The organism is Streptomyces sp. SCL15-4 (genome assembly GCF_033366695.1).
Lineage (GTDB): Bacteria > Actinomycetota > Actinomycetes > Streptomycetales > Streptomycetaceae > Streptomyces.
Genome location: NZ_JAOBTQ010000001.1, coordinates 4,286,377 through 4,305,683 on the forward strand (window position 1 = coordinate 4,286,377; position 19,307 = coordinate 4,305,683).

16 protein-coding genes are annotated in these 19,307 nt (G+C 69.7%); 8 read left to right on the forward strand and 8 right to left on the reverse strand.

What is annotated here, in order from left to right:
- Nucleotides 1–25 precede the first annotated feature (25 nt).
- The 8 genes from SCK26_RS18740 to dnaA all read right to left on the reverse strand — a co-directional run bounded on the left by SCK26_RS18740 (nt 26) and on the right by dnaA (nt 12,882).
- A complete protein-coding gene (locus SCK26_RS18740) occupies nt 26–745 on the reverse strand; it encodes a DUF3566 domain-containing protein (protein ID WP_318202454.1) in 720 nt (239 codons plus the stop codon).
- Nucleotides 746–763: 18 nt separating this feature from the next.
- Entirely contained in the window at nt 764–3,358 is a 2,595-nt protein-coding gene (gene gyrA / locus SCK26_RS18745; protein WP_318202455.1) for a DNA gyrase subunit A, read from the reverse strand.
- Between the two features lie 42 nt (nt 3,359–3,400).
- Nucleotides 3,401–5,482: a DNA topoisomerase (ATP-hydrolyzing) subunit B gene (gyrB, locus tag SCK26_RS18750; RefSeq protein ID WP_318202456.1), complete on the reverse strand. Its 2,082-nt coding sequence runs from the start codon at nt 5,480–5,482 to the stop codon at nt 3,401–3,403.
- Between the two features lie 374 nt (nt 5,483–5,856).
- The gene (locus SCK26_RS18755; protein ID WP_318202457.1) at nt 5,857–6,393 is read right to left on the reverse strand and encodes a DUF721 domain-containing protein; all 537 of its coding nucleotides are present in this window, start codon (nt 6,391–6,393) and stop codon (nt 5,857–5,859) included.
- Nucleotides 6,390–7,511 (reverse strand): DNA replication/repair protein RecF, encoded by a 1,122-nt coding sequence (gene recF / locus SCK26_RS18760; protein ID WP_318202458.1) that lies wholly within the window; start codon nt 7,509–7,511, stop codon nt 6,390–6,392. Before recF ends, SCK26_RS18755 begins: the two co-directional genes overlap by 4 nt.
- A gap of 31 nt (nt 7,512–7,542) precedes the next feature.
- Nucleotides 7,543–8,418, reverse strand: coding sequence for a phosphogluconate dehydrogenase (NAD(+)-dependent, decarboxylating) (gnd, locus tag SCK26_RS18765; RefSeq protein WP_318202459.1), 876 nt, complete (start codon nt 8,416–8,418; stop codon nt 7,543–7,545).
- A gap of 233 nt (nt 8,419–8,651) precedes the next feature.
- Complete coding sequence (gene dnaN / locus SCK26_RS18770; RefSeq protein ID WP_318202460.1) at nt 8,652–9,782, reverse strand: DNA polymerase III subunit beta; 1,131 nt, start codon at nt 9,780–9,782, stop codon at nt 8,652–8,654.
- A 1,177-nt stretch (nt 9,783–10,959) separates the two neighbouring features.
- A complete protein-coding gene (gene dnaA / locus SCK26_RS18775) occupies nt 10,960–12,882 on the reverse strand; it encodes a chromosomal replication initiator protein DnaA (RefSeq protein ID WP_318202461.1) in 1,923 nt (640 codons plus the stop codon).
- Nucleotides 12,883–13,253: 371 nt separating this feature from the next.
- Between dnaA and rpmH the strand changes: the two genes are divergently transcribed.
- The 8 genes from rpmH to SCK26_RS18815 all read left to right on the forward strand — a co-directional run bounded on the left by rpmH (nt 13,254) and on the right by SCK26_RS18815 (nt 19,306).
- Complete coding sequence (rpmH, locus tag SCK26_RS18780) at nt 13,254–13,391, forward strand: 50S ribosomal protein L34 (RefSeq protein WP_003956500.1); 138 nt, start codon at nt 13,254–13,256, stop codon at nt 13,389–13,391.
- Between the two features lie 21 nt (nt 13,392–13,412).
- Nucleotides 13,413–13,784, forward strand: a complete 372-nt coding sequence (rnpA, locus tag SCK26_RS18785; RefSeq protein ID WP_318202462.1) for a ribonuclease P protein component — start codon at nt 13,413–13,415, stop codon at nt 13,782–13,784.
- The gene (gene yidD / locus SCK26_RS18790) at nt 13,781–14,146 is read left to right on the forward strand and encodes a membrane protein insertion efficiency factor YidD (protein ID WP_078637607.1); all 366 of its coding nucleotides are present in this window, start codon (nt 13,781–13,783) and stop codon (nt 14,144–14,146) included. Before rnpA ends, yidD begins: the two co-directional genes overlap by 4 nt.
- 3 nt (nt 14,147–14,149) lie before the next feature.
- Nucleotides 14,150–15,421, forward strand: a complete 1,272-nt coding sequence (gene yidC, locus SCK26_RS18795) for a membrane protein insertase YidC (RefSeq protein ID WP_318202463.1) — start codon at nt 14,150–14,152, stop codon at nt 15,419–15,421.
- A 15-nt stretch (nt 15,422–15,436) separates the two neighbouring features.
- On the forward strand, nt 15,437–15,949 hold the full coding sequence (locus SCK26_RS18800; RefSeq protein WP_318202464.1) for a protein jag: 513 nt from the start codon (nt 15,437–15,439) through the stop codon (nt 15,947–15,949).
- A 115-nt stretch (nt 15,950–16,064) separates the two neighbouring features.
- On the forward strand, nt 16,065–16,781 hold the full coding sequence (gene rsmG, locus SCK26_RS18805; RefSeq protein ID WP_318202465.1) for a 16S rRNA (guanine(527)-N(7))-methyltransferase RsmG: 717 nt from the start codon (nt 16,065–16,067) through the stop codon (nt 16,779–16,781).
- A 354-nt stretch (nt 16,782–17,135) separates the two neighbouring features.
- Nucleotides 17,136–18,209: a ParA family protein gene (locus SCK26_RS18810; protein ID WP_318206043.1), complete on the forward strand. Its 1,074-nt coding sequence runs from the start codon at nt 17,136–17,138 to the stop codon at nt 18,207–18,209.
- Nucleotides 18,206–19,306: a ParB/RepB/Spo0J family partition protein gene (locus SCK26_RS18815; protein ID WP_318202466.1), complete on the forward strand. Its 1,101-nt coding sequence runs from the start codon at nt 18,206–18,208 to the stop codon at nt 19,304–19,306. Before SCK26_RS18810 ends, SCK26_RS18815 begins: the two co-directional genes overlap by 4 nt.
- Nucleotide 19,307 lies beyond the last annotated feature (1 nt).

A 19,307-nucleotide genomic window follows, 5' to 3' on the forward strand; every position in this document is an offset into this window, starting at 1 on the left:
CGTCACGACACCACTGGTCGGCGCGTCACTCGTCCTCCGCGAGGGTCAGCTCGATGCCGCCCACGAAGCCCGCGGAGAGGTTGTAGATGAACGCGCCGAGCGTCGCCAGCGCGGTCGCCAGCACCACGTCGATGACCGCGATGACCGTGGTGAACGTCAGGACGTGCGGAAGGGACAGGAACGCCTGGAGGTCGAAGCCGTTGGCCTCGTTGGAGCCGGTCGCCTCCGAGATCGTGCCGCCGACCGTCGAGAACACCCCCATCGCGTCCATGACCATCCACAGCACCGCCGAGGCGACGATCGTGCAGATGCCGAACGCGATGGACAGCAGGAAGCTGACCTTCATCACCGACCACGGGTCGGCCTTGGCCACCCGCAGCCGCGCCTTGCGGGTACGCGGCGCCGTCGGCCGCATACCGGTGCGCGGCTTGCGCACCGCGCTCTGCGCCGGATAGGCCTGCGGCGGGTGGTACGGGCCGTCGGGCTGCTCCGGGTGCCGCTCGCCGGGCAGCGGCGACGCCGCCCGTGCCTCGCCGGCCGCGGCCGGGCCTCGGGTGTCCGTCACCGTTCCCCCCTGGGGTCCAGACGTACGGGAAGAGTCCGCCTCGGACGCCTTCACCGGCTTCAGGTTGGTCGTGTGCGGGTCGCTCGCACTTGCCGTACGCGCGGCGGAGCCACGGCCGCCGCCGTCCGTTTCCGTACCCGTGGAGGTACCGGCCGATCCGGCGCCCGTGGCTCCGCTCACGATGACTCACTCCTCGTGCTACTCGGCCGAGGGTGCCTCACCCTCGTCCGTGCCGGTGGTCCCGGCATCCTCGGCGGTCTCGTCCACGGCCACGTCGCCGTCGACTTCCTCCGCCTCGCGCCCGGCCTCGGCGTTACGTGCGATACCGACCACGGCATCGCGCTTGCCCAGGTTGATCAGTTGGACGCCCATCGTGTCACGGCCCGTCTCCCTGATCTCGTTGACTCGCGTACGAATCACACCGCCGGAGAGGGTGATCGCGAGGATCTCGTCGTGCTCCTCGACAATCAGCGCGCCGACGAGCGAACCACGGTCCTCCACGATCTTGGCGGCCTTGATGCCGAGGCCGCCGCGACCCTGGACGCGGTACTCGTCGACGGCGGTCCGCTTCGCGTACCCACCGTCGGTGGCAGTGAACACGAACGTACCGGGTCGGACGACATTCATCGAGAGAAGCTCGTCGCCCTCGCGGAAACTCATCCCCTTGACGCCGGAGGTGGCGCGGCCCATCGGGCGAAGGGAATCGTCCGAGGCGGTGAACCGGATCGACTGCGCCTTCTTGCTGATCAGCAGCAGATCGTCCTCGGCGGAGACCAGCTCGGCGCCGATCAGCTCGTCGTCGCCGCCGTCCTCGCGCTCGCGCAGGTTGATCGCGATGACACCGCCGGAGCGGGGCGAATCGTAATCCTTCAGTGGCGTCTTCTTGACCAGACCGGACTTGGTCGCCAGCACCAGGTACGGCGCCGCCTCGTAGTCCCGGATCGCGAGGATCTCGGCGATCGCCTCGTCCGGCTGGAAGGCCAGCAGGTTCGCCACGTGCTGGCCGCGCGCGTCCCGGCCGGCCTCGGGCAGCTCGTACGCCTTCGCCCGGTACACCCGGCCCTTGTTGGTGAAGAACAGCAGCCAGTGGTGCGTGGTGGAGACGAAGAAGTGGTCGACGATGTCGTCTTCCTTCAGCTTCGTGCCGCGCACGCCCTTGCCGCCGCGCTTCTGCGCCCGGTAGTCGTCCGTCTTCGTCCGCTTGACGTAGCCGCCGCGCGTGACGGTGACGACGATGTCCTCCTCGGCGATCAGGTCCTCGATGGACATGTCGCCCTCGTACGGGATCAGCTTGGTCTGGCGGTCGTCGCCGTACTTCTCGACGATCGCGGCCAGCTCCTCGCTGACGATCCCGCGCTGGCGGACCGGCGAGGCCAGGATCTCGTTGTACTCCCTGATCTTCGCCTGGAGCTCGTCGTGCTCCTGGACGATCTTCTGCCGCTCCAGGGCCGCCAGGCGCCGCAGCTGCATCTCCAGGATCGCGTTGGCCTGGATCTCGTCGATCTCCAGCAGGCCCATCAGGCCGCTGCGGGCGATGTCGACGGTGTCGCTGCGCCGGATCAGCGCGATGACCTCGTCGATGGCGTCCAGGGCCTTCAGCAGGCCGCGCAGGATGTGCGCCCGCTCCTCGGCCTTGCGCAGCCGGAACTTCGTCCGGCGGACGATGACCTCGATCTGGTGCGTCACCCAGTGCCGGATGAACGCGTCCAGCGAGAGGGTGCGCGGCACGCCGTCCACCAGCGCCAGCATGTTGGCGCCGAAGTTCGTCTGCAGGTCGGTGTGCTTGTACAGGTTGTTCAGCACGACCTTGGCGACCGCGTCCCGCTTCAGGACGATCACCAGGCGCTGGCCCGTACGGGACGACGTCTCGTCACGGACGTCCGCGATGCCGCCGATCTTGCCGTCCTTGACCAGGTCGGCGATCTTCTGCGCCAGGTTGTCCGGGTTCACCTGGTACGGCAGCTCGGTGACCACCAGGCACTGGCGGCCCTGGATCTCCTCGACCTCGACCACCGCGCGCATCGTGATGGAGCCGCGCCCGGTGCGGTACGCCTCCTCGATGCCCTTGCGGCCCACCACCAGCGCACCGGTGGGGAAGTCCGGGCCCTTGATGCGCTCCATGAGCGCGTCCAGCAGCTCCTCGTGGGAGACGTCCGGGTTCTCCAGGTACCACTGGGCGCCGGCCGCGACCTCGCGCAGGTTGTGCGGCGGGATGTTGGTCGCCATGCCGACCGCGATGCCGGCCGAGCCGTTGATCAGCAGGTTCGGGAAGCGGGCCGGCAGGACGGTCGGCTCCTGGGAGCGGCCGTCGTAGTTGTCCGTGAAGTCGACGGTCTCCTCGTCGATGTCGCGGACCATCTCCATCGACAGCGGCGCCATCTTGCACTCGGTGTACCGCATGGCCGCCGCCGGGTCGTTGCCCGGGGAGCCGAAGTTGCCGTTGGAGTCCACCAGCGGCATCCGCATCGACCACGGCTGGGCGAGGCGCACCAGGGCGTCGTAGATGGAGGAGTCGCCGTGCGGGTGGTAGTTGCCCATGACGTCGCCGACGACACGAGCGCACTTGTAGAAGCCGCGCTCGGGGCGGTAGCCGCCGTCGTACATCGCGTACAGCACACGGCGGTGGACGGGCTTGAGACCGTCCCGGACGTCCGGCAGCGCGCGGGAGACGATGACGGACATCGCGTAGTCGAGGTACGAGCGCTGCATCTCCGTCTCGAGCCCGACGGGCTCGACACGCATCACGATTTCGCCGCCCTCTTCCGGGGTGGCGGGGGTGTTCTCGTCGGCCATTGCTGGTGAGGATCCTTCCTGGTGCGGTCAGCTGAGACCGACTCAGATGTCGAGGAAGCGGACGTCCTTGGCGTTGCGCTGGATGAACTGGCGGCGGGCCTCCACGTCCTCGCCCATGAGGACCGAGAACAGGTCGTCGGCCTGGGCGGCGTCGTCGAGGGTGACCTGGCCGAGGACCCGGTGCTCCTGGTCCATGGTGGTCACGCGCAGCTCCTCGGCGTTCATCTCGCCGAGACCCTTGAAGCGCTGGATGGAGTCCTCGCGGACGCGCTTGCCGCGCTGGCGGCCCATCTCGATCAGGGCGTCGCGCTCACGGTCCGAGTAGGCGTACTCCACGTCGTCCCGGCCCCACTTGATCTTGTACAGCGGCGGGCGGGACAGGTACACGTGCCCGGCCTCGACCAGCGGCCGCATGAAGCGGAACAGGAAGGTCAGCAGCAGGGTGCTGATGTGCTGGCCGTCGACGTCGGCGTCCGCCATCAGGATGATCTTGTGATAGCGGAGCTTCTCGATGTCGAAGTCCTCGTGCACACCCGTGCCGAAGGCCGAGATCAGCGCCTGGATCTCCTGGTTCTGCAGGATCTTGTCGATCCGCGCCTTCTCGACGTTCAGGATCTTGCCGCGGATCGGGAGGATCGCCTGGTACTGCGGGTTCCGGCCGGACTTGGCCGAGCCGCCGGCGGAGTCGCCCTCGACGATGAAGATCTCGCACTTGGCCGGGTCGTTGGACTGGCAGTCGGCCAGCTTGCCCGGCAGCGACGCCGTCTCCAGCAGGCCCTTGCGGCGGGTCAGGTCGCGGGCCTTGCGGGCCGCCACGCGCGCGGTGGCCGCCTGGATGCCCTTGCGGATGATGTCCGCGGCCTCGACCGGGTTGCGGTCCAGCCAGTCGTTGAGGTGTTCGTAGACCGCCTTCTGCACGAAGGTCTTGGCCTCCGTGTTGCCCAGCTTCGTCTTCGTCTGGCCCTCGAACTGCGGCTCGCTCAGCTTGACCGAGATGATCGCGGTCAGACCCTCGCGGATGTCGTCACCGGTGAGATTGTCGTCCTTCTCGCGGAGCAGCTTCTTGTCGCGCGCGTACTTGTTGATCAGGCTGGTCAGGGCCGCGCGGAAGCCCTCTTCGTGGGTGCCGCCCTCGTGGGTGTGGATGATGTTCGCGAAGGAGTACACGCCCTCGCTGTAGCCGCTGTTCCACTGCATGGCGACCTCGAGGGACAGGCTCTTGTCCTTGTCCTCGGCCTCCAGCGAGACGACCGTCGGGTGCACCGCGTCTCCCTTGCGGGAGTTGAGGTACTTCACGAAGTCGACGATGCCGCCCTCGTAGTGGTACGTGACGGCCTTGACCTCGGCCTTCTCGTCGGCGCCCGCCTCGTCCGCGCCGCTGGTGGCCTTCGCCGACTCGCGCTCGTCGGTGAGCCGGATCGTCAGGCCCTTGTTGAGGAACGCCATCTCCTGGAAACGCCGGGACAGCGTCTCGAAGGAGTACTCGGTGGTCTCGAAGATCTCCGGGTCGGCCCAGAAGGTGACCGACGTGCCGGTCTCCTCGGTCGCCTCGTGCTTGACCAGCGGGGCCGTCGGCACACCCATCTTGTAGTCCTGCGTCCAGCGGTGCCCGTCGGTCTTCACCTCGACGGCGACCTTCGTGGACAGCGCGTTCACCACGGACACGCCCACACCGTGCAGACCGCCGGAGACGGCGTACCCGCCGCCGCCGAACTTGCCGCCCGCGTGCAGCACGGTCAGCACGACCTCGAGGGCCGGCTTGCCCTCGGAGGGCACGATGCCCACCGGGATGCCGCGGCCGTTGTCGACGACGCGCACGCCGCCGTCGGCGAGGATCGTGACGTCGATGGTGTCCGCGTAACCGGCCAGCGCCTCGTCGACCGAGTTGTCGACGACCTCGTACACCAGGTGGTGCAGGCCGCGCTCGCCCGTGGAGCCGATGTACATGCCGGGCCGCTTGCGGACCGCGTCCAGCCCTTCGAGCACGGTGATGGCGCTGGCGTCATAGGAGGCGGCGGCCGTGCCGGTCTCGGCGGCCTCGCCGGTCACGCCGGCATCGGTGGACGGGATGTTCTCGTTGGGGTTGCCGGAATCGGCCACGAAGCGCCCTTTCTGGCACAGCACGAGCCGGGCTCGGCGGCAGGTTGCCGGAGCGGCTGCGGCATGTTGCGTTGGTAAGCCTTGATCAGCGTTGCTCAGCTTTTCCCGGGCGGTCCCCACGTTGGGGCGGGATTGCCTTCCAGTCTACCGGTAGCACTGACATCGATGGGGGTTTGCGGGCACCTCAGCTCCCATGTGCCGCCCTGAACCGGTCTCCGCCGGGTCCCGATATACGGATGGGGGCTCCAAGGGGCTCACGGCGGCACTCAGCGCTTCGAGCCGTCAACCCTTGGCTACTGGCGGGTCAGAAGGCCATCCGGGGACGATCCGGGCGCGGTCCGCACCGGGGCATACGGGTACGGCGGCCCTCCCGCGCGGCCGTGCGGACGTGAGGTACGTCACCCGTACGTATCGCCGGGTCCGGTGCTGCCCGGCGCCCGCAGCGGGCCGTAGCGGCGGGCCGGTCCGCCCGGATTGAGCACCTTGATCATCCGTACGCTGCCGTGGCCCAGGTCCTCGTTGAGCCGGGCCACCAGCGCGGGCGCGAGATGGCGCAGCTGGGTCGCCCAGGCCGTGGAGTCGCACGCCACGACCAGCACCCGCTCGTCCTCGTCGTAGCGCTGTGGCACGCAGTGCTTGGCCAGGTCCTCGCCGACGATCTGCGGCCAGCGGCCCATCACCCCGCCGACCGCGGCGGGCGTCTCCCAGCCGCGCTCGGTGATCAGCCGGTTGATCGCCGCCCCCAGCGCCAGCGGGTCACGGCCGTCGGCACGCGCGCCCGAGCGCAGCCCGCCGCCGCGCCGGGCCTGCTTCTTCTGCCGGGCCGCGTCCCCTCGCGCGCGCGCCTGCTCCTTCGCGGCGCGCAACGCCACGCGCGCGAGGTCGACGCCGGAGGGCTCCGGGCCCTTCTGGGGAGCGGGTCCGTCGGTGCTCATACGCGTTCCACCGTCCCGCCGGCCACCGCGTACCGCGCGCCCGCCAGCACGGCGGGTACGTCGTCGTCCACGGCGGCGGTGACCAGCACCTGCTCGCCGGGCGCGACCAGTTCCGCCAGCCGTTCCCGGCGGCGGGCGTCCAGCTCGGCGAAGACGTCGTCCAGGATCAGCACCGGCTCGTTGCCCTCCGCGCGCAGCAGGTCGTAGGAGGCCAGCCGGAGGGCGAGGGCGTAGGACCAGGACTCGCCGTGCGAGGCGTAGCCCTTGGCGGGCAGCTGACCGAGTTTGAGCACCAGGTCGTCCCGGTGCGGTCCGACGAGGGTGACGCCCCGTTCGATCTCCTGCTTGCGCGCCTCGGCCAGGGCCGCCGTCAGCTGCTCGTACAGCTCCTCGCGCGTGTGGCCGTCGCCGGGCGCCGACGGCTTGTACTCCAGCCCGACCGGGCCGCCGCCGGGGGCCAGCTGTTCGTACGCCTTGTCGGCCAGCGGCCGGAGCGCGGCGACGAGGTCCAGCCGCTGGGCGAGCAGCTCGGCGCCCGCGCGCGCCAGGTGCTGGTCCCACACGTCGAGCGTGGACAGGTCCATGGAGCGCCCGCCGTGCCGGCGGGCCAGCGCGGCGGACTTCAGCAGGGTGTTGCGCTGCTTGAGCACCCGCTCGTAGTCCGAGCGCACGCCCGCCATCCGCGGGGACCGCGCGGTGACCAGTTCGTCGAGGAACCTCCGCCGCTCGCCCGGGTCGCCCTTGACGAGGGCGAGGTCCTCCGGCGCGAACAGCACGGTCCGGACGATCCCCAGCACGTCCCGCGGTCTGACCTGCGAGGACCGGTTGATGCGGGCGCGATTGGCCTTGCCCGGGTTCAGCTCCAGCTCGATCAGCTGCTGCCGTTCGCCCTGCCGGACCTGGGCGCGGACGACGGCCCGGTCGGCGCCCATGCGCACCAGCGGCGCGTCGGAGGCGACCCGGTGGCTGCCGAGCGTGGCCAGATACCCGACCGCCTCGACCAGGTTGGTCTTGCCCTGCCCGTTGGGGCCGACGAAGGCGGTGACGCCCGGGTCGAGCGGGACCTCGGCCCGGGCGTACGAGCGGAAGTCGGCCAGCGAAAGATGCGTGACGTGCATGGTCGTCCCGCCGACCTCCTTGTGCTGCGGCTTACTTCTTCTCTACGGCGTGGCCGCCGAACTGGTTGCGCAGCGCGGCGATCATCTTCATCTGCGGCGAGTCCTCCTGCCGGGAGGCGAACCGCGCGAACAGCGAGGCGGTGATCGCCGGCAGCGGCACGGCGTTGTCGATCGCGGCCTCCACCGTCCAGCGTCCCTCGCCGGAGTCCTGTGCGTAACCGCGCAGAGCCTCGAGGTGCTCGTCCTCGTCGAGGGCGTTGACCGCGAGGTCCAGCAGCCAGGAACGGATGACCGTGCCCTCCTGCCAGGAGCGGAAGACCTCGCGGACGTTCTCCACGGAGTCGACCTTCTCCAGCAGCTCCCAGCCCTCGGCGTAGGCCTGCATCATGGCGTACTCGATGCCGTTGTGGACCATCTTCGCGAAGTGGCCTGCGCCGACCTTGCCGGCGTGCACCGCGCCGAAGTCGCCCTCCGGCTTGAGCGCGTCGAAGACCGGCTGCACCTTGGCGACGTTCTCGGCGTCGCCGCCGTACATCAGCGCGTACCCGTTCTCCAGGCCCCACACGCCGCCGGAGACGCCGCAGTCGACGAAGCCTATGCCCTTGGCGGCCAGCTCCTCGGCGTGCCGCTCGTCGTCGGTCCACCGGGAGTTGCCGCCGTCCACGACCACGTCGCCGGGTTCCAGCAGCTCGGCGAGCCGGTCGACGGTCGACTGGGTGGGCTCGCCCGCCGGGACCATCACCCAGACCACGCGCGGGCCGCTGAGCTTGCCCACAAGCTCTTCCAGGCTGTGGACGTCCGCGACGTCCGCGTTGCGGTCGTATCCGATGACGGTGTGGCCCGCGCGGCGGATCCGCTCGCGCATGTTGCCGCCCATCTTGCCGAGGCCGACGAGACCGAGCTCCATCAGTTGTGTTCCTTAGGTCGCTGTGTGGCGTGAGAGGCACCGGGGTGCCGAGCCGAGCCTAAACCCGGACGCTCACGCACAGCTGTGGGCATACGCGCTCATGCGAGGACCCTGCTGACCTGCGGAAACGCAACCGCGGCCCGACGTGCGCCACCCGGCGATCCCGCCCCGGCCCGGCCACGGCCCCGGGCACCCACAGGGACGCCCGGCGCTGTGCACACCTGTGGAAGACGTCAGCCGCTGAGGCGGACCGGCATGATCAGGTACTTGTACGCGTCGTCGGCCTCCGCGTCCAGTGCCGGCTTGCCGCTGAGCAGCGCCGGCTTCGTGGACGTGGTGAACGACAGCTGCGCCACCGGCGAGTCGATCGCGCTCAGGCCGTCCAGCAGGAAGGTCGGGTTGAAGGCGATCGAGATGTCGTCGCCCTCCAGCTGCGCGTCGACCCTTTCCACAGCCTGTGCGTCGTCGCTGGACCCGGCCTCCAGGATCAGCACGCCCTGCTCGAAGCTCAGCCGCACCGGGGTGTTCCGCTCGGCGACCAGGGCCACGCGCTTGACCGCCTCCACGAACGGCGCGGTCTCGATCACGGCGACGGAGTTGAACTCGGTCGGGAACAGCGTCCGGTACTTGGGCAGGTCGCCCTCGAGCAGCCGCGTGGTCGTGCGCCGCCCGGCGCCCTCGAAACCGATCAGGCCCTCACCGGCGCCGGCACCGGCCAGCGCCAGCGTGACGCTGTCCCCGGCGCCCAGCGACTTCGCGGTGTCCAGCAGCGTCTTGGCCGGGACCAGGGCGACGGCGGAGGCGTCCGGGTTCTCCGGCTTCCACAGGAACTCGCGGACCGCGAAGCGGTAGCGGTCGGTGGAGGCCAGGGTGACCGTGTCGCCCTCGATCTCGATGCGCACACCGGTCAGCACCGGCAGCGTGTCGTCACGGCCGGCGGCGATGGCCACCTGCGAGACGGCCGCGGCGAAGACCTCGCCGGGGACGGTGCCGGTCGCGTTCGGCATCTGGGGCAGTGCCGGGTACTCCTCCACGGGCAGGGTGTGGAGGGTGAACCGGGAGGAGCCGCAGACCACGGTCGCCCGTACACCGTCTGTGGAAATCTCCACCGGCCGGTTGGGGAGGGCACGCGAGATGTCGGCGAGCAGCCGGCCGGAGACGAGGACGGTGCCCTCCTCCTCGACCTCGGCCTCGACGTTCACCCGCGCGGAGACCTCGTAGTCGAAGCCCGACAGACTCAGCTGGCCGTCCTCGGCCTTCAGCAGCAGGCCGGCGAGGACAGGCGCCGGCGGACGGGCCGGGAGGCTGCGTGCCGCCCAGGCCACTGCCTCCGCGAGTACGTCGCGTTCCACCCGGATCTTCACCGTAAGCCGCCTCCTGCTGTTGCTACTGAGTCCTCCGACTCGGTGTCACCGCCCGCTGTGACGGGAAGGACACCGGGGACCAGTCTGACGCACGGCACTGACAGTAGGTGCCCGTCGGGGTCAAGTCGGTCCGAGCGGCAGCCGGGCGCGAGAGGGCGAGTTGTGCACAGCCCCCGCTTCAAAACGATTGCCGAACTCTCTCTAGTCGGGAGTAGTAGTAGGGCCTGTGGATACGGTGGATAACCACGTTTGCCCAGCTCAGCGCGGGTTTTTTATCCACCGGTCCTGTGGGTGGAGCCGGTGGAAAACCGGGCCTGTCTGTGGAGAACAGAAAGTTCTGCACACACCGCCCACAGGCTGAGGGCAGTTCTCCCCAGCTGTGTCCCCAGGAATACCCAGGTTTCCCACAGCCCAATCCGGCAGCTTCCTGTGACGCCTTTCACTCGACGTGGTGACCGGGAGCGTCGGGTTGCCGAACAGTGGACAGCCATGTGGAGAAGCCCGGGTTCGCTGGGGACAACCGCCCCCAGCCTGTGGGGTACCGGTGGACAACGCGAGGCCCGGCCTGGGGACGACGGAGTTATCCACAGTCTGTGGAGGACCTTCGTCCACGATTCCACAGGCCCTTGAGCTGGGCCGACGTCCAGGAGCCAGCCTGCCTGTGGACACAGTTCGGGACAACTTCGCAGTCCCCAGTCTGTGGACGGAAGAAAGTCGCCGAATCTGTGGAGGAAGGCCGTAACCAGGCAGGTAATCGAACAAGGGATGACGGTGAGGAAACGGCCCACAGCCCCGCATCCGGCGCCCCGGCCGCCCGGAAAGGCCGCCGAAGGGCCGTTTGGAGGTCGTCGGAGCGGGCCGGAGCGGGCCGGAGGAGCGGCGCGAGGCTGCCGAAGGGCCGCCCGAGGGCCGGACGTCGACGAGCCGGTGGGAGGGCGGTGGAGGGCGGCGAGTCCGGCGAAGGGGCCGTCACCGCGTCGGCCGGCGCGCGGGGACGCCGTGGCACGGAGTCGTTCCGCGGCCGTCCCCTGCCGCGGTGGCACGGACCCGGCGGGACGGGCCGGGGTCCGTGCCACCGTGCGCGCCGCCGGCTGCCTCAAGGAGCGCGCAAACGCCGGAGGGCGCCCCGGCGGCGGTGGTGTGCCCCGGAACGCCCTCCGCGCCCGCGTACGGCGCCTCAGCCGTTCTTGATGCGGTTGGTCAGCTCGGTGACCTGGTTGTAGATCGAGCGCCGCTCGGCCATCAGCGCGCGGATCTTGCGGTCGGCGTGCATCACGGTGGTGTGGTCCCGGCCGCCGAACTGCGCGCCGATCTTCGGCAGCGACAGGTCCGTCAGCTCGCGGCACAGGTACATCGCGATCTGACGCGCGGTGACCAGCGCGCGCCCGCGCGAGGTGCCGCACAGGTCCTCCACCGTCAGCCCGAAGTAGTCCGCGGTGGCCGCCATGATCGCCGGCGCGGTGATCTCCGGCGCGCTGTCCTCGCCACCGGGGATCAGGTCCTTCAGGACGATCTCGGTCAGGCCCAGGTCCACCGGCTGCCGGTTGAGCGAGGCGAACGCCGTCACCCGGATCAGCGCGCCCTCCAGCTCACGGATGTTCCGCGAGATCCGCGAGGCGATGAACTCCAGCACTTCCGGCGGCGCGTTCAGCTGCTCCTGCACCGCCTTCTTGCGCAGGATCGCGATCCGCGTCTCCAGCTCGGGCGGCTGGACGTCGGTGATCAGGCCCCACTCGAAGCGGTTGCGCAGCCGGTCCTCCAGCGTGACCAGCTGCTTGGGCGGCCGGTCGCTGGAGAGCACGATCTGCTTGTTGGCGTTGTGGAGCGTGTTGAAGGTGTGGAAGAACTCCTCCTGCGTCGACTCCTTGTCCGCCAGGAACTGGATGTCGTCGACGAGCAGGATGTCCATCTCGCGGTAGCGCTTGCGGAAGCTGTCGCCCTTGCCGTCGCGGATGGAGTTGATGAACTCGTTGGTGAACTCCTCCGAGCTGACGTACCGCACCCGTGTGCCCGGGTAGAGGCTGCGCGCGTAGTGCCCGATGGCGTGCAGCAGATGGGTCTTGCCGAGCCCGGACTCGCCGTAGATGAACAGCGGGTTGTACGCCTTGGCCGGGGCCTCGGCGACCGCGACCGCGGCCGCGTGCGCGAAGCGGTTGGACGCGCCGATGACGAAGGTGTCGAACAGGTACTTGGGATTCAGCCGCGCGGTCGGCTCGCCGGGACCGCCGGCCGGCGCCGGCTGCGCGGCCGACGGGCCGGAGGCACCCGGGGCGGGCAGGTCCGGGCGGCCGGGGCCGCCGCGGTGCGCCGCCGGGTCGGGCAGCTCCCGGCGGCCCGGCTCGCGCTGGTCGTACTCGGTCCGGGAGTCGTACTCGCCGCGCGCGGACTCGTAGTCCGGGCGCCCGGAGTCGTACTCGCCGCGCTGCCGCTCGTACGGCGGCCGGTCCATGGCCTGCGGGCGGTAGTCCTGGGACGGCGCGCCGTACGCGTCCGCGCCGGAGCCGTAGCCGTCCTGGGACGACGGCGAGGCGTACGGGTCGCGCTCGGGGAAGCCGAGCCGGGGCTGCTGCCAGCCGTAGTCGTCCTGCCCCGAGCGCGGCCAGGCGCCGGGCTCGGGACGCTGGTACTCGGACGGGTAGACCGGGCGGACGGTGGGGAGCTGGTCCGGGCGGGCGCCCGGCTGCTGCTCGGAGCGCGGTTCGCCGCCCGGGTGCTGCTCGCCGCCGCGGGTGCGGCCGTAGCCCTCGTACGGCCCCGAGGGCAGCTCCGGCTCCTCGTAGCGCGGCTTCGCCTGCTGCTGGACGGGCGGCGCCGGCGGTTCGCCCGCGGAGTCGTCCACGGTGATCGCGATCCGGATGGGACGGCCGCACTCCCGGCTCAGGGTCTCGCTGACGACGGGCGCCAGCCGGCCTTCCAGTACGCCCTTCGCGAATTCGTTCGGCACGGCGAGCAGGGCCGTGTCGGCGACCAGCGCGAGCGGCTGGCAGCGCCGGATCCAGTGCTCGTCCTTGGTCTCCACGCCCTGTCCGCGGCCCTCGCCGAGCAGCTGTTCCAGTACTCGCGGCCACACTGCGGCAAGATCGGCAGGTACGTCAGCCACAGGGACACGCTCTCTCACAGGTCCCACGAACGTGTGGTTCAGGGACGGGTCGGGATGAAAATCGGGTCGGGCGGGGATATGGGAACGAATCGGAGTCCAGCCACGGTAGTCAGCGCGGCGGGTACGGTTCAAGTTGTTGTCCCCAGCCTGTGGACAGTGTCCCCCGGCGGCCTCGGTTTGACCGAATGGCGCAGTCCCGCGTACCGTAACCAGGTCGAGTTGTCGATGGCTGCTGCCGCCTGCCTCCGATGGGCACAGGTCACGTCAGGTGATCGGGAAGCGGTGCACTCGGGCGTGACGCGAGCTACTCGTGGGCGCACGGTGACAGCCAGGACGGCACCCCGCCACTACCGATTTTCTGGAGCCCCCGAGTGAGCAAGCGCACCTTCCAGCCGAACAACCGTCGTCGCGCGAAGACCCACGGCTTCCGGCTGCGTATGCGGACCCGCGCCGGCCGCGCGATTCTCGCGTCCCGCCGTAGCAAGGGTCGCGCCCGTCTGTCCGCCTGATCCCGGTCAGGTCATGACATCGTGCTGCCCACCGAGAACCGGCTGAGGCGGCGCGAGGACTTCGCGACCGCGGTGCGACGGGGTCGCCGGGCAGGCCGCCCGACACTCGTCGTCCACCTTCGTAGCGGTGCCACGGACCCGCACGCGCCTGGGGAGAGCGCTCCCCCGACGCGTGCGGGTTTCGTCGTCAGCAAGGCCGTGGGTGGGGCGGTCGTGCGCAACAAAGTCAAGCGCAGACTGCGCCACCTGATGCGTGACCGAGTCGCCCTGTTTCCCCCCGGTAGCCTGGTAGTCGTACGAGCGCTGCCCGAAGCGGGCGACGCAGACCACGCACAGCTGGCCCGAGACCTGGACGCCGCCCTTCAGCGGCTGCTGGGAGGGGGCGCGCGATGAAGTACCCGCTGCTGGCTCTGATCAAGCTGTATCAGTGGACGATCAGTCCACTGCTGGGGCCGGTATGCAAGTACTACCCGTCGTGCTCCCACTACGGCTACACGGCCATCGACCGGCACGGTGCGGTCAAAGGGACCGCACTGACCGCCTGGCGCATCCTCCGGTGCAATCCGTGGTCGCCGGGTGGCGTGGACCATGTTCCGCCGCGTAAGCGTCCGCGGTGGCACGAAATGCTGCGCGACGCCTGGCGCGCACGCAGGGGCGGGTCCTCCGCCGCCGAAACGGCCACCGAAGCGAAGCCACCAACGGAGTCTCCTTCGAGCCCGGCCGCAGAGACCTCGTCCCATGCCCAAGGAGCATGATTAGTGGACACGATTGCCAGCCTTTTCAGTTTCATCACCTGGCCCGTCTCCTGGGTCATCGTCCAGTTCCACAAGGTGTACGGGGCGATCTTCGGACCTGACACCGGGTGGGCCTGGGGCCTGTCCATCGTGTCGCTGGTGATCCTGATCCGCATCTGCCTGATCCCGCTCTTCGTGAAGCAGATCAAGGCGACTCGCGCGATGCAGACGCTCCAGCCGGAGATGAAGAAGATCCAGGAGCGCTACAAGAACGACCGGCAGCGCCAGTCCGAAGAGATGATGAAGCTGTACAAGGAGTCGGGTACCAACCCGCTCTCCTCGTGCCTTCCCATCCTGGCGCAGTCCCCGTTCTTCTTCGCCCTGTACCACGTGCTCGCGGGCATCGCGTCGGGCAAGAAGATCGGTGTCATCAACGCCGACCTGCTCGAGAGCGCGCGGAACGCGCACATCTTCGGCGCTCCGCTGGCCGCCAAGTTCTTCAGCAGCGAGAGCCAGGTCAGCGCCCTGCACGCCTCGCTGACCGATGTCCGCATCGTGACCGCGATCATGATCGTGCTGATGTCGGCGTCGCAGTTCTACACGCAGCGCCAGCTGATGACGAAGAACGTCGACACCACCGTGAAGACGCCGTTCATGCAGCAGCAGAAGATGCTGATGTACGTCTTCCCGATCATGTTCGCCGTCCTCGGTGTGAACTTCCCGGTCGGTGTCCTCATCTACTGGCTGACCACCAACGTGTGGACCATGGGCCAGCAGATGTACGTCATCCACAACAACCCGACCCCGGGTTCCAAGGCCCAGGCCGCCTACCTGGAGCGCCTGACCAAGCACGTCACGCAGCACGGCAAGATCCGCCGGCGCAGCGAGAAGGCCATCGTGAAGGCGATCGTCGCCAAGGGCCGCGACCGCAACGAGTTCGAGCGCAAGTTCGTCAACGCGCTCAGCAAGGCGGGCCTCGCCGCCCAGGCCGACGGCACCGTGACGAAGAGCGCGGCCCAGGCGGCGGCGCAGACCGATGAAGGCGCGGCCACCGGCACGGCCACGGACACGGCCGCCGCCCGGCGTCAGCAGCCCAAGCGCCAGAGCAAGTCCCAGCGTCAGTCCGGGACCAGGGCGGGAGACTCCCCGTCGCTGGAGAAGTCCGACGAGCCGCAGGACACCAAGCCCGCGGCTGCCAAGCAGCCCCAGAAGCCCGGCTCCGGCACCCGCAGCAAGGCCCAGTCCGGCCAGCGCAAGGGTGGCCCGCAGCGGCCCAAGTCCCCGTCCAAGAAGTAAGAAGGAGCCCATCCCGTGACGGAAGGCACCACCTCCGCCGCTGCCGAGGGTGCAGACACCCTCACCCGCCTGGAGCAGGAGGGTGAGATCGCGGCGGACTACCTGGAGGGTCTGCTGGACATCGCCGACCTCGACGGCGACATCGACATGGACGTCGAGGCCGACCGCGCCTCCGTGTCGATCATCAGCGACACCGGCAGCCGTGACCTGCAGAAGCTGGTCGGCCGGGACGGCGAGGTGCTGGAGGCGCTGCAGGAGCTGACGCGGCTGGCCGTGCACCGGGAGACCGGCGACCGCAGCCGGCTCATGCTGGACATCGCGGGCTACCGCGCCAAGAAGCGCACCGAGCTGTCCGAGCTGGGTGCCAAGGCCGCGGCCGAGGTGAAGAGCACCGGCGAGCCCATGAAGCTCAAGCCGATGTCCCCGTTCGAGCGCAAGGTCGTGCACGACGCGGTCAAGGCCGCGGGGCTGCGCAGCGAGTCCGAGGGCGAGGAGCCGCAGCGGTTCGTCGTCGTGCTGCCCGCCTGATCGACCCCCGTTCCACCGGCCCCGTCTGTTGAGCAGGCGGGGCCGCGTTTTGTCAGCCTGGTAGTTCTGGTGGCCGGCGCGCGACGCGCCGGCGCTGTACGGAAGGACGGTCCCCGTGACGGAGGCAGCGGAGCTTCCCCCCGCGCCCGAGCAGGCGCGGGAAGTGTTTGGTGATCGCTTCGCCGATGCGGTCCGCTATGCGGAGCTGCTCGCCGAGGCAGGTGTGCAGCGCGGCCTGATCGGTCCGCGGGAAGTGCCCCGCCTGTGGGAGCGGCACCTGCTGAACTGTGCGGTGCTCTCCGAGGCCGTCCCCGAAGGGGTGACGGTCTGCGACGTCGGCTCCGGCGCCGGGCTGCCCGGCATCCCGCTGGCCCTGGTCCGCGACGACCTGAACATCACCCTGCTGGAGCCCCTGCTGCGGCGCACCAACTTCCTCACCGAGGTCGTCGAGCTGCTCGGCCTGGACCATGTCACCGTGGTGCGTGGCCGCGCCGAGGAAGTGATGGGCAAGCTGCCGCCGGTCCATGTGGTGACGGCGCGTGCCGTGGCCCCGCTGGACCGCCTGGCCACCTGGGGCATCCCGCTGCTGCGCCCGTACGGCGAGATGCTCGCGCTCAAGGGCGACACCGCCGAGGAGGAGCTGAAGGCGGCGGCCACCGCGCTGAGTAAGCTCGGAGCGGTGCAGACGTCGATCCTGCACGTGGGTGAAGGCGTGGTGGATCCGCTGTCCACCGTGGTCCGCGTGGAGGTCGGCGAGAGCCCGGGCGGTGTGCGCTTCGCCGCGAAGCGCGCCAAGGCGGCCCGTACGGGCCGAGTCCGTCGTCGGCGGTGAACCGGAGGACGGACAGGTGTGAGCCGGCCGGCCGGAGGGCCGGCCGGCGCTGATCCGTCCTGACGACGAGACGTACTCCACACAAGGTGCCGAACCGGGACAAGCCGGAGTGTCGCGGAGGTCCGGCCGCAGCCGCTGTGCATCGTGTTTCACGTGAAACGTCGCTCACTGCTGCACGGCATCATCAGTCGTGGCCGCGCCGCGGCCGAACCGCGCGACCGCAAGCCTCTCGGCGCGCTCGGAGAGGAGCCCGTCTCCTCGGAGACCTCATCCCCTTCCGGGGGGACGGAGTTGTCCACAGAGGTGGATTTCTCCACAGATCGCCAGGCCTCACTGGTTCACCACCCCGAAGACATGGGAGGCTCTGTTCATCGCGAGCCTGAAGTCGAGGAGAGTGAATCCTTGCGGTCCGACGCCAACATCGCGGGACCGATGACCGATCCGGTCCCCGGTCCCCGTACCGAGTCGATGGGGGCGGATGTTTCACGTGAAACACCGCCTCCGATGGACGACACTCCCATCGGTCGTGCGGCCCAACTGGCGGTGGAGGCTCTGGGCCGCGCCGGCGCAGGTCTGCCACGACCGGAGCAGACCCGAATCATCGTGGTCGCCAACCAGAAGGGTGGCGTGGGCAAGACGACGACGACCGTCAACCTTGCCGCTTCGCTGGCTCTGCACGGTGCCCGGGTCCTGGTGATCGACCTCGACCCGCAGGGCAACGCGTCCACCGCCCTCGGGATCGACCACCACGCCGAAGTCCCTTCGATCTACGACGTGCTCGTGGAGAGCAGGCCGCTCTCCGAGGTCGTCCAGCCCGTCCTCGACGTCGAGGGCCTGTTCTGCGCACCGGCCACCATCGACCTCGCCGGTGCGGAGATCGAGCTGGTGTCCCTGGTGGCGCGGGAGAGCCGGCTGCAGCGGGCCATCCAGGCGTACGAGCAGCCGTTGGACTACATCCTCATCGACTGCCCGCCCTCACTGGGCCTGCTGACGGTCAACGCGCTCGTCGCGGGCGCCGAGGTACTGATCCCGATCCAGTGCGAGTACTACGCACTGGAGGGCCTCGGCCAGCTCCTGCGCAATGTCGACCTGGTGCGGGGACACCTCAACCCCACCCTGCATGTGTCGACCATCCTGCTCACCATGTACGACGGCCGGACGCGTCTCGCCTCGCAGGTCGCGGAAGAGGTGCGCAGCCACTTCGGTGACGAGGTGCTGCGGACGAGCATTCCCCGCTCGGTCCGTATCTCCGAGGCGCCGAGCTACGGGCAGACGGTGCTGACTTACGATCCAGGATCGAGCGGCGCCCTCTCGTACCTCGAGGCGGCCCGGGAAATCGCGCTGAGGGGCGTCGGCATCAGCTATGACGCGAGCCAGGCCCACATCGGCGCCCAGAAAGACCAGAGCATGGTGGAGGGGATTCAGTGAGTGAACGACGGAGGGGGCTGGGCCGTGGTCTCGGCGCGCTGATCCCCGCTGCCCCGACGGAGAGGACGCCGGCCCCGGCGGCGCTGGGAGGCGGAGGATCCACCTCCCCCGCGGCCGTGCCGGTACTGACGAGCGACCGGGGGGTGGCCGCGGCCAAGGTGGCCACACTGCCGCCCGCCGCCCAGGAGATCCAGACGGTCTCGGCGAGTCCCGCGGTCGAGATGCCCGCGCCGCCGATGGGCGCCCACTTCGCCGAGATCCCCCTCGACGCCATCACGCCGAACCCGCGCCAGCCGCGCGAGGTGTTCGACGAGGACGCGCTTCAGGAGCTGGTCACCTCCATCAAGGAGGTCGGCCTTCTGCAGCCCGTGGTGGTACGGCAGCTGGGGCCCGGCCGCTATGAGCTGATCATGGGCGAGCGCCGCTGGCGCGCGTGCCGTGAGGCCGGTCTGGAGGCCATCCCGGCCATCGTGCGGGCCACGGAGGACGAGAAGCTCCTCCTGGACGCGCTGCTGGAGAACCTGCACCGTGCGCAGCTGAACCCGATCGAGGAGGCCGCTGCCTACGACCAGCTGCTGAAGGACTTCAACTGCACGCACGACCAGCTGGCCGACCGGATCGGGCGCTCCCGCCCGCAGGTCTCCAACACGCTGCGTCTGCTGAAGCTGTCGCCGACCGTTCAGAAGCGGGTGGCCGCCGGGGTGCTCTCGGCCGGCCACGCCCGGGCGTTGCTGGCGGTGGAGGACTCCGAGGAGCAGGACCGGCTGGCGCACCGGATCGTGGCCGAGGGCCTGTCGGTGCGGTCCGTGGAAGAGATCGTGACGCTCATGGGCTCACGGCCGCAGAAGGCCTCGCGGTCCCGGGGGCCCAGGGCGGGTTCCGTGCCCTCTCCGGCGCTGAACGAGCTGGCCACGCGGCTCTCGGACCGCTTCGAGACCCGGGTGAAGGTCGAGCTGGGCCAGAAGAAGGGCAAGATCACCGTCGAGTTCGCCTCGGCTGAGGATCTCGAGAGGATCCTCAGCACCTTCGCCCCGGGCGAGAAGCTGGCTCTCCAGAAGAGCCTCCAGGACGGCGACGGCGGCGAGACGCAGGACTGAT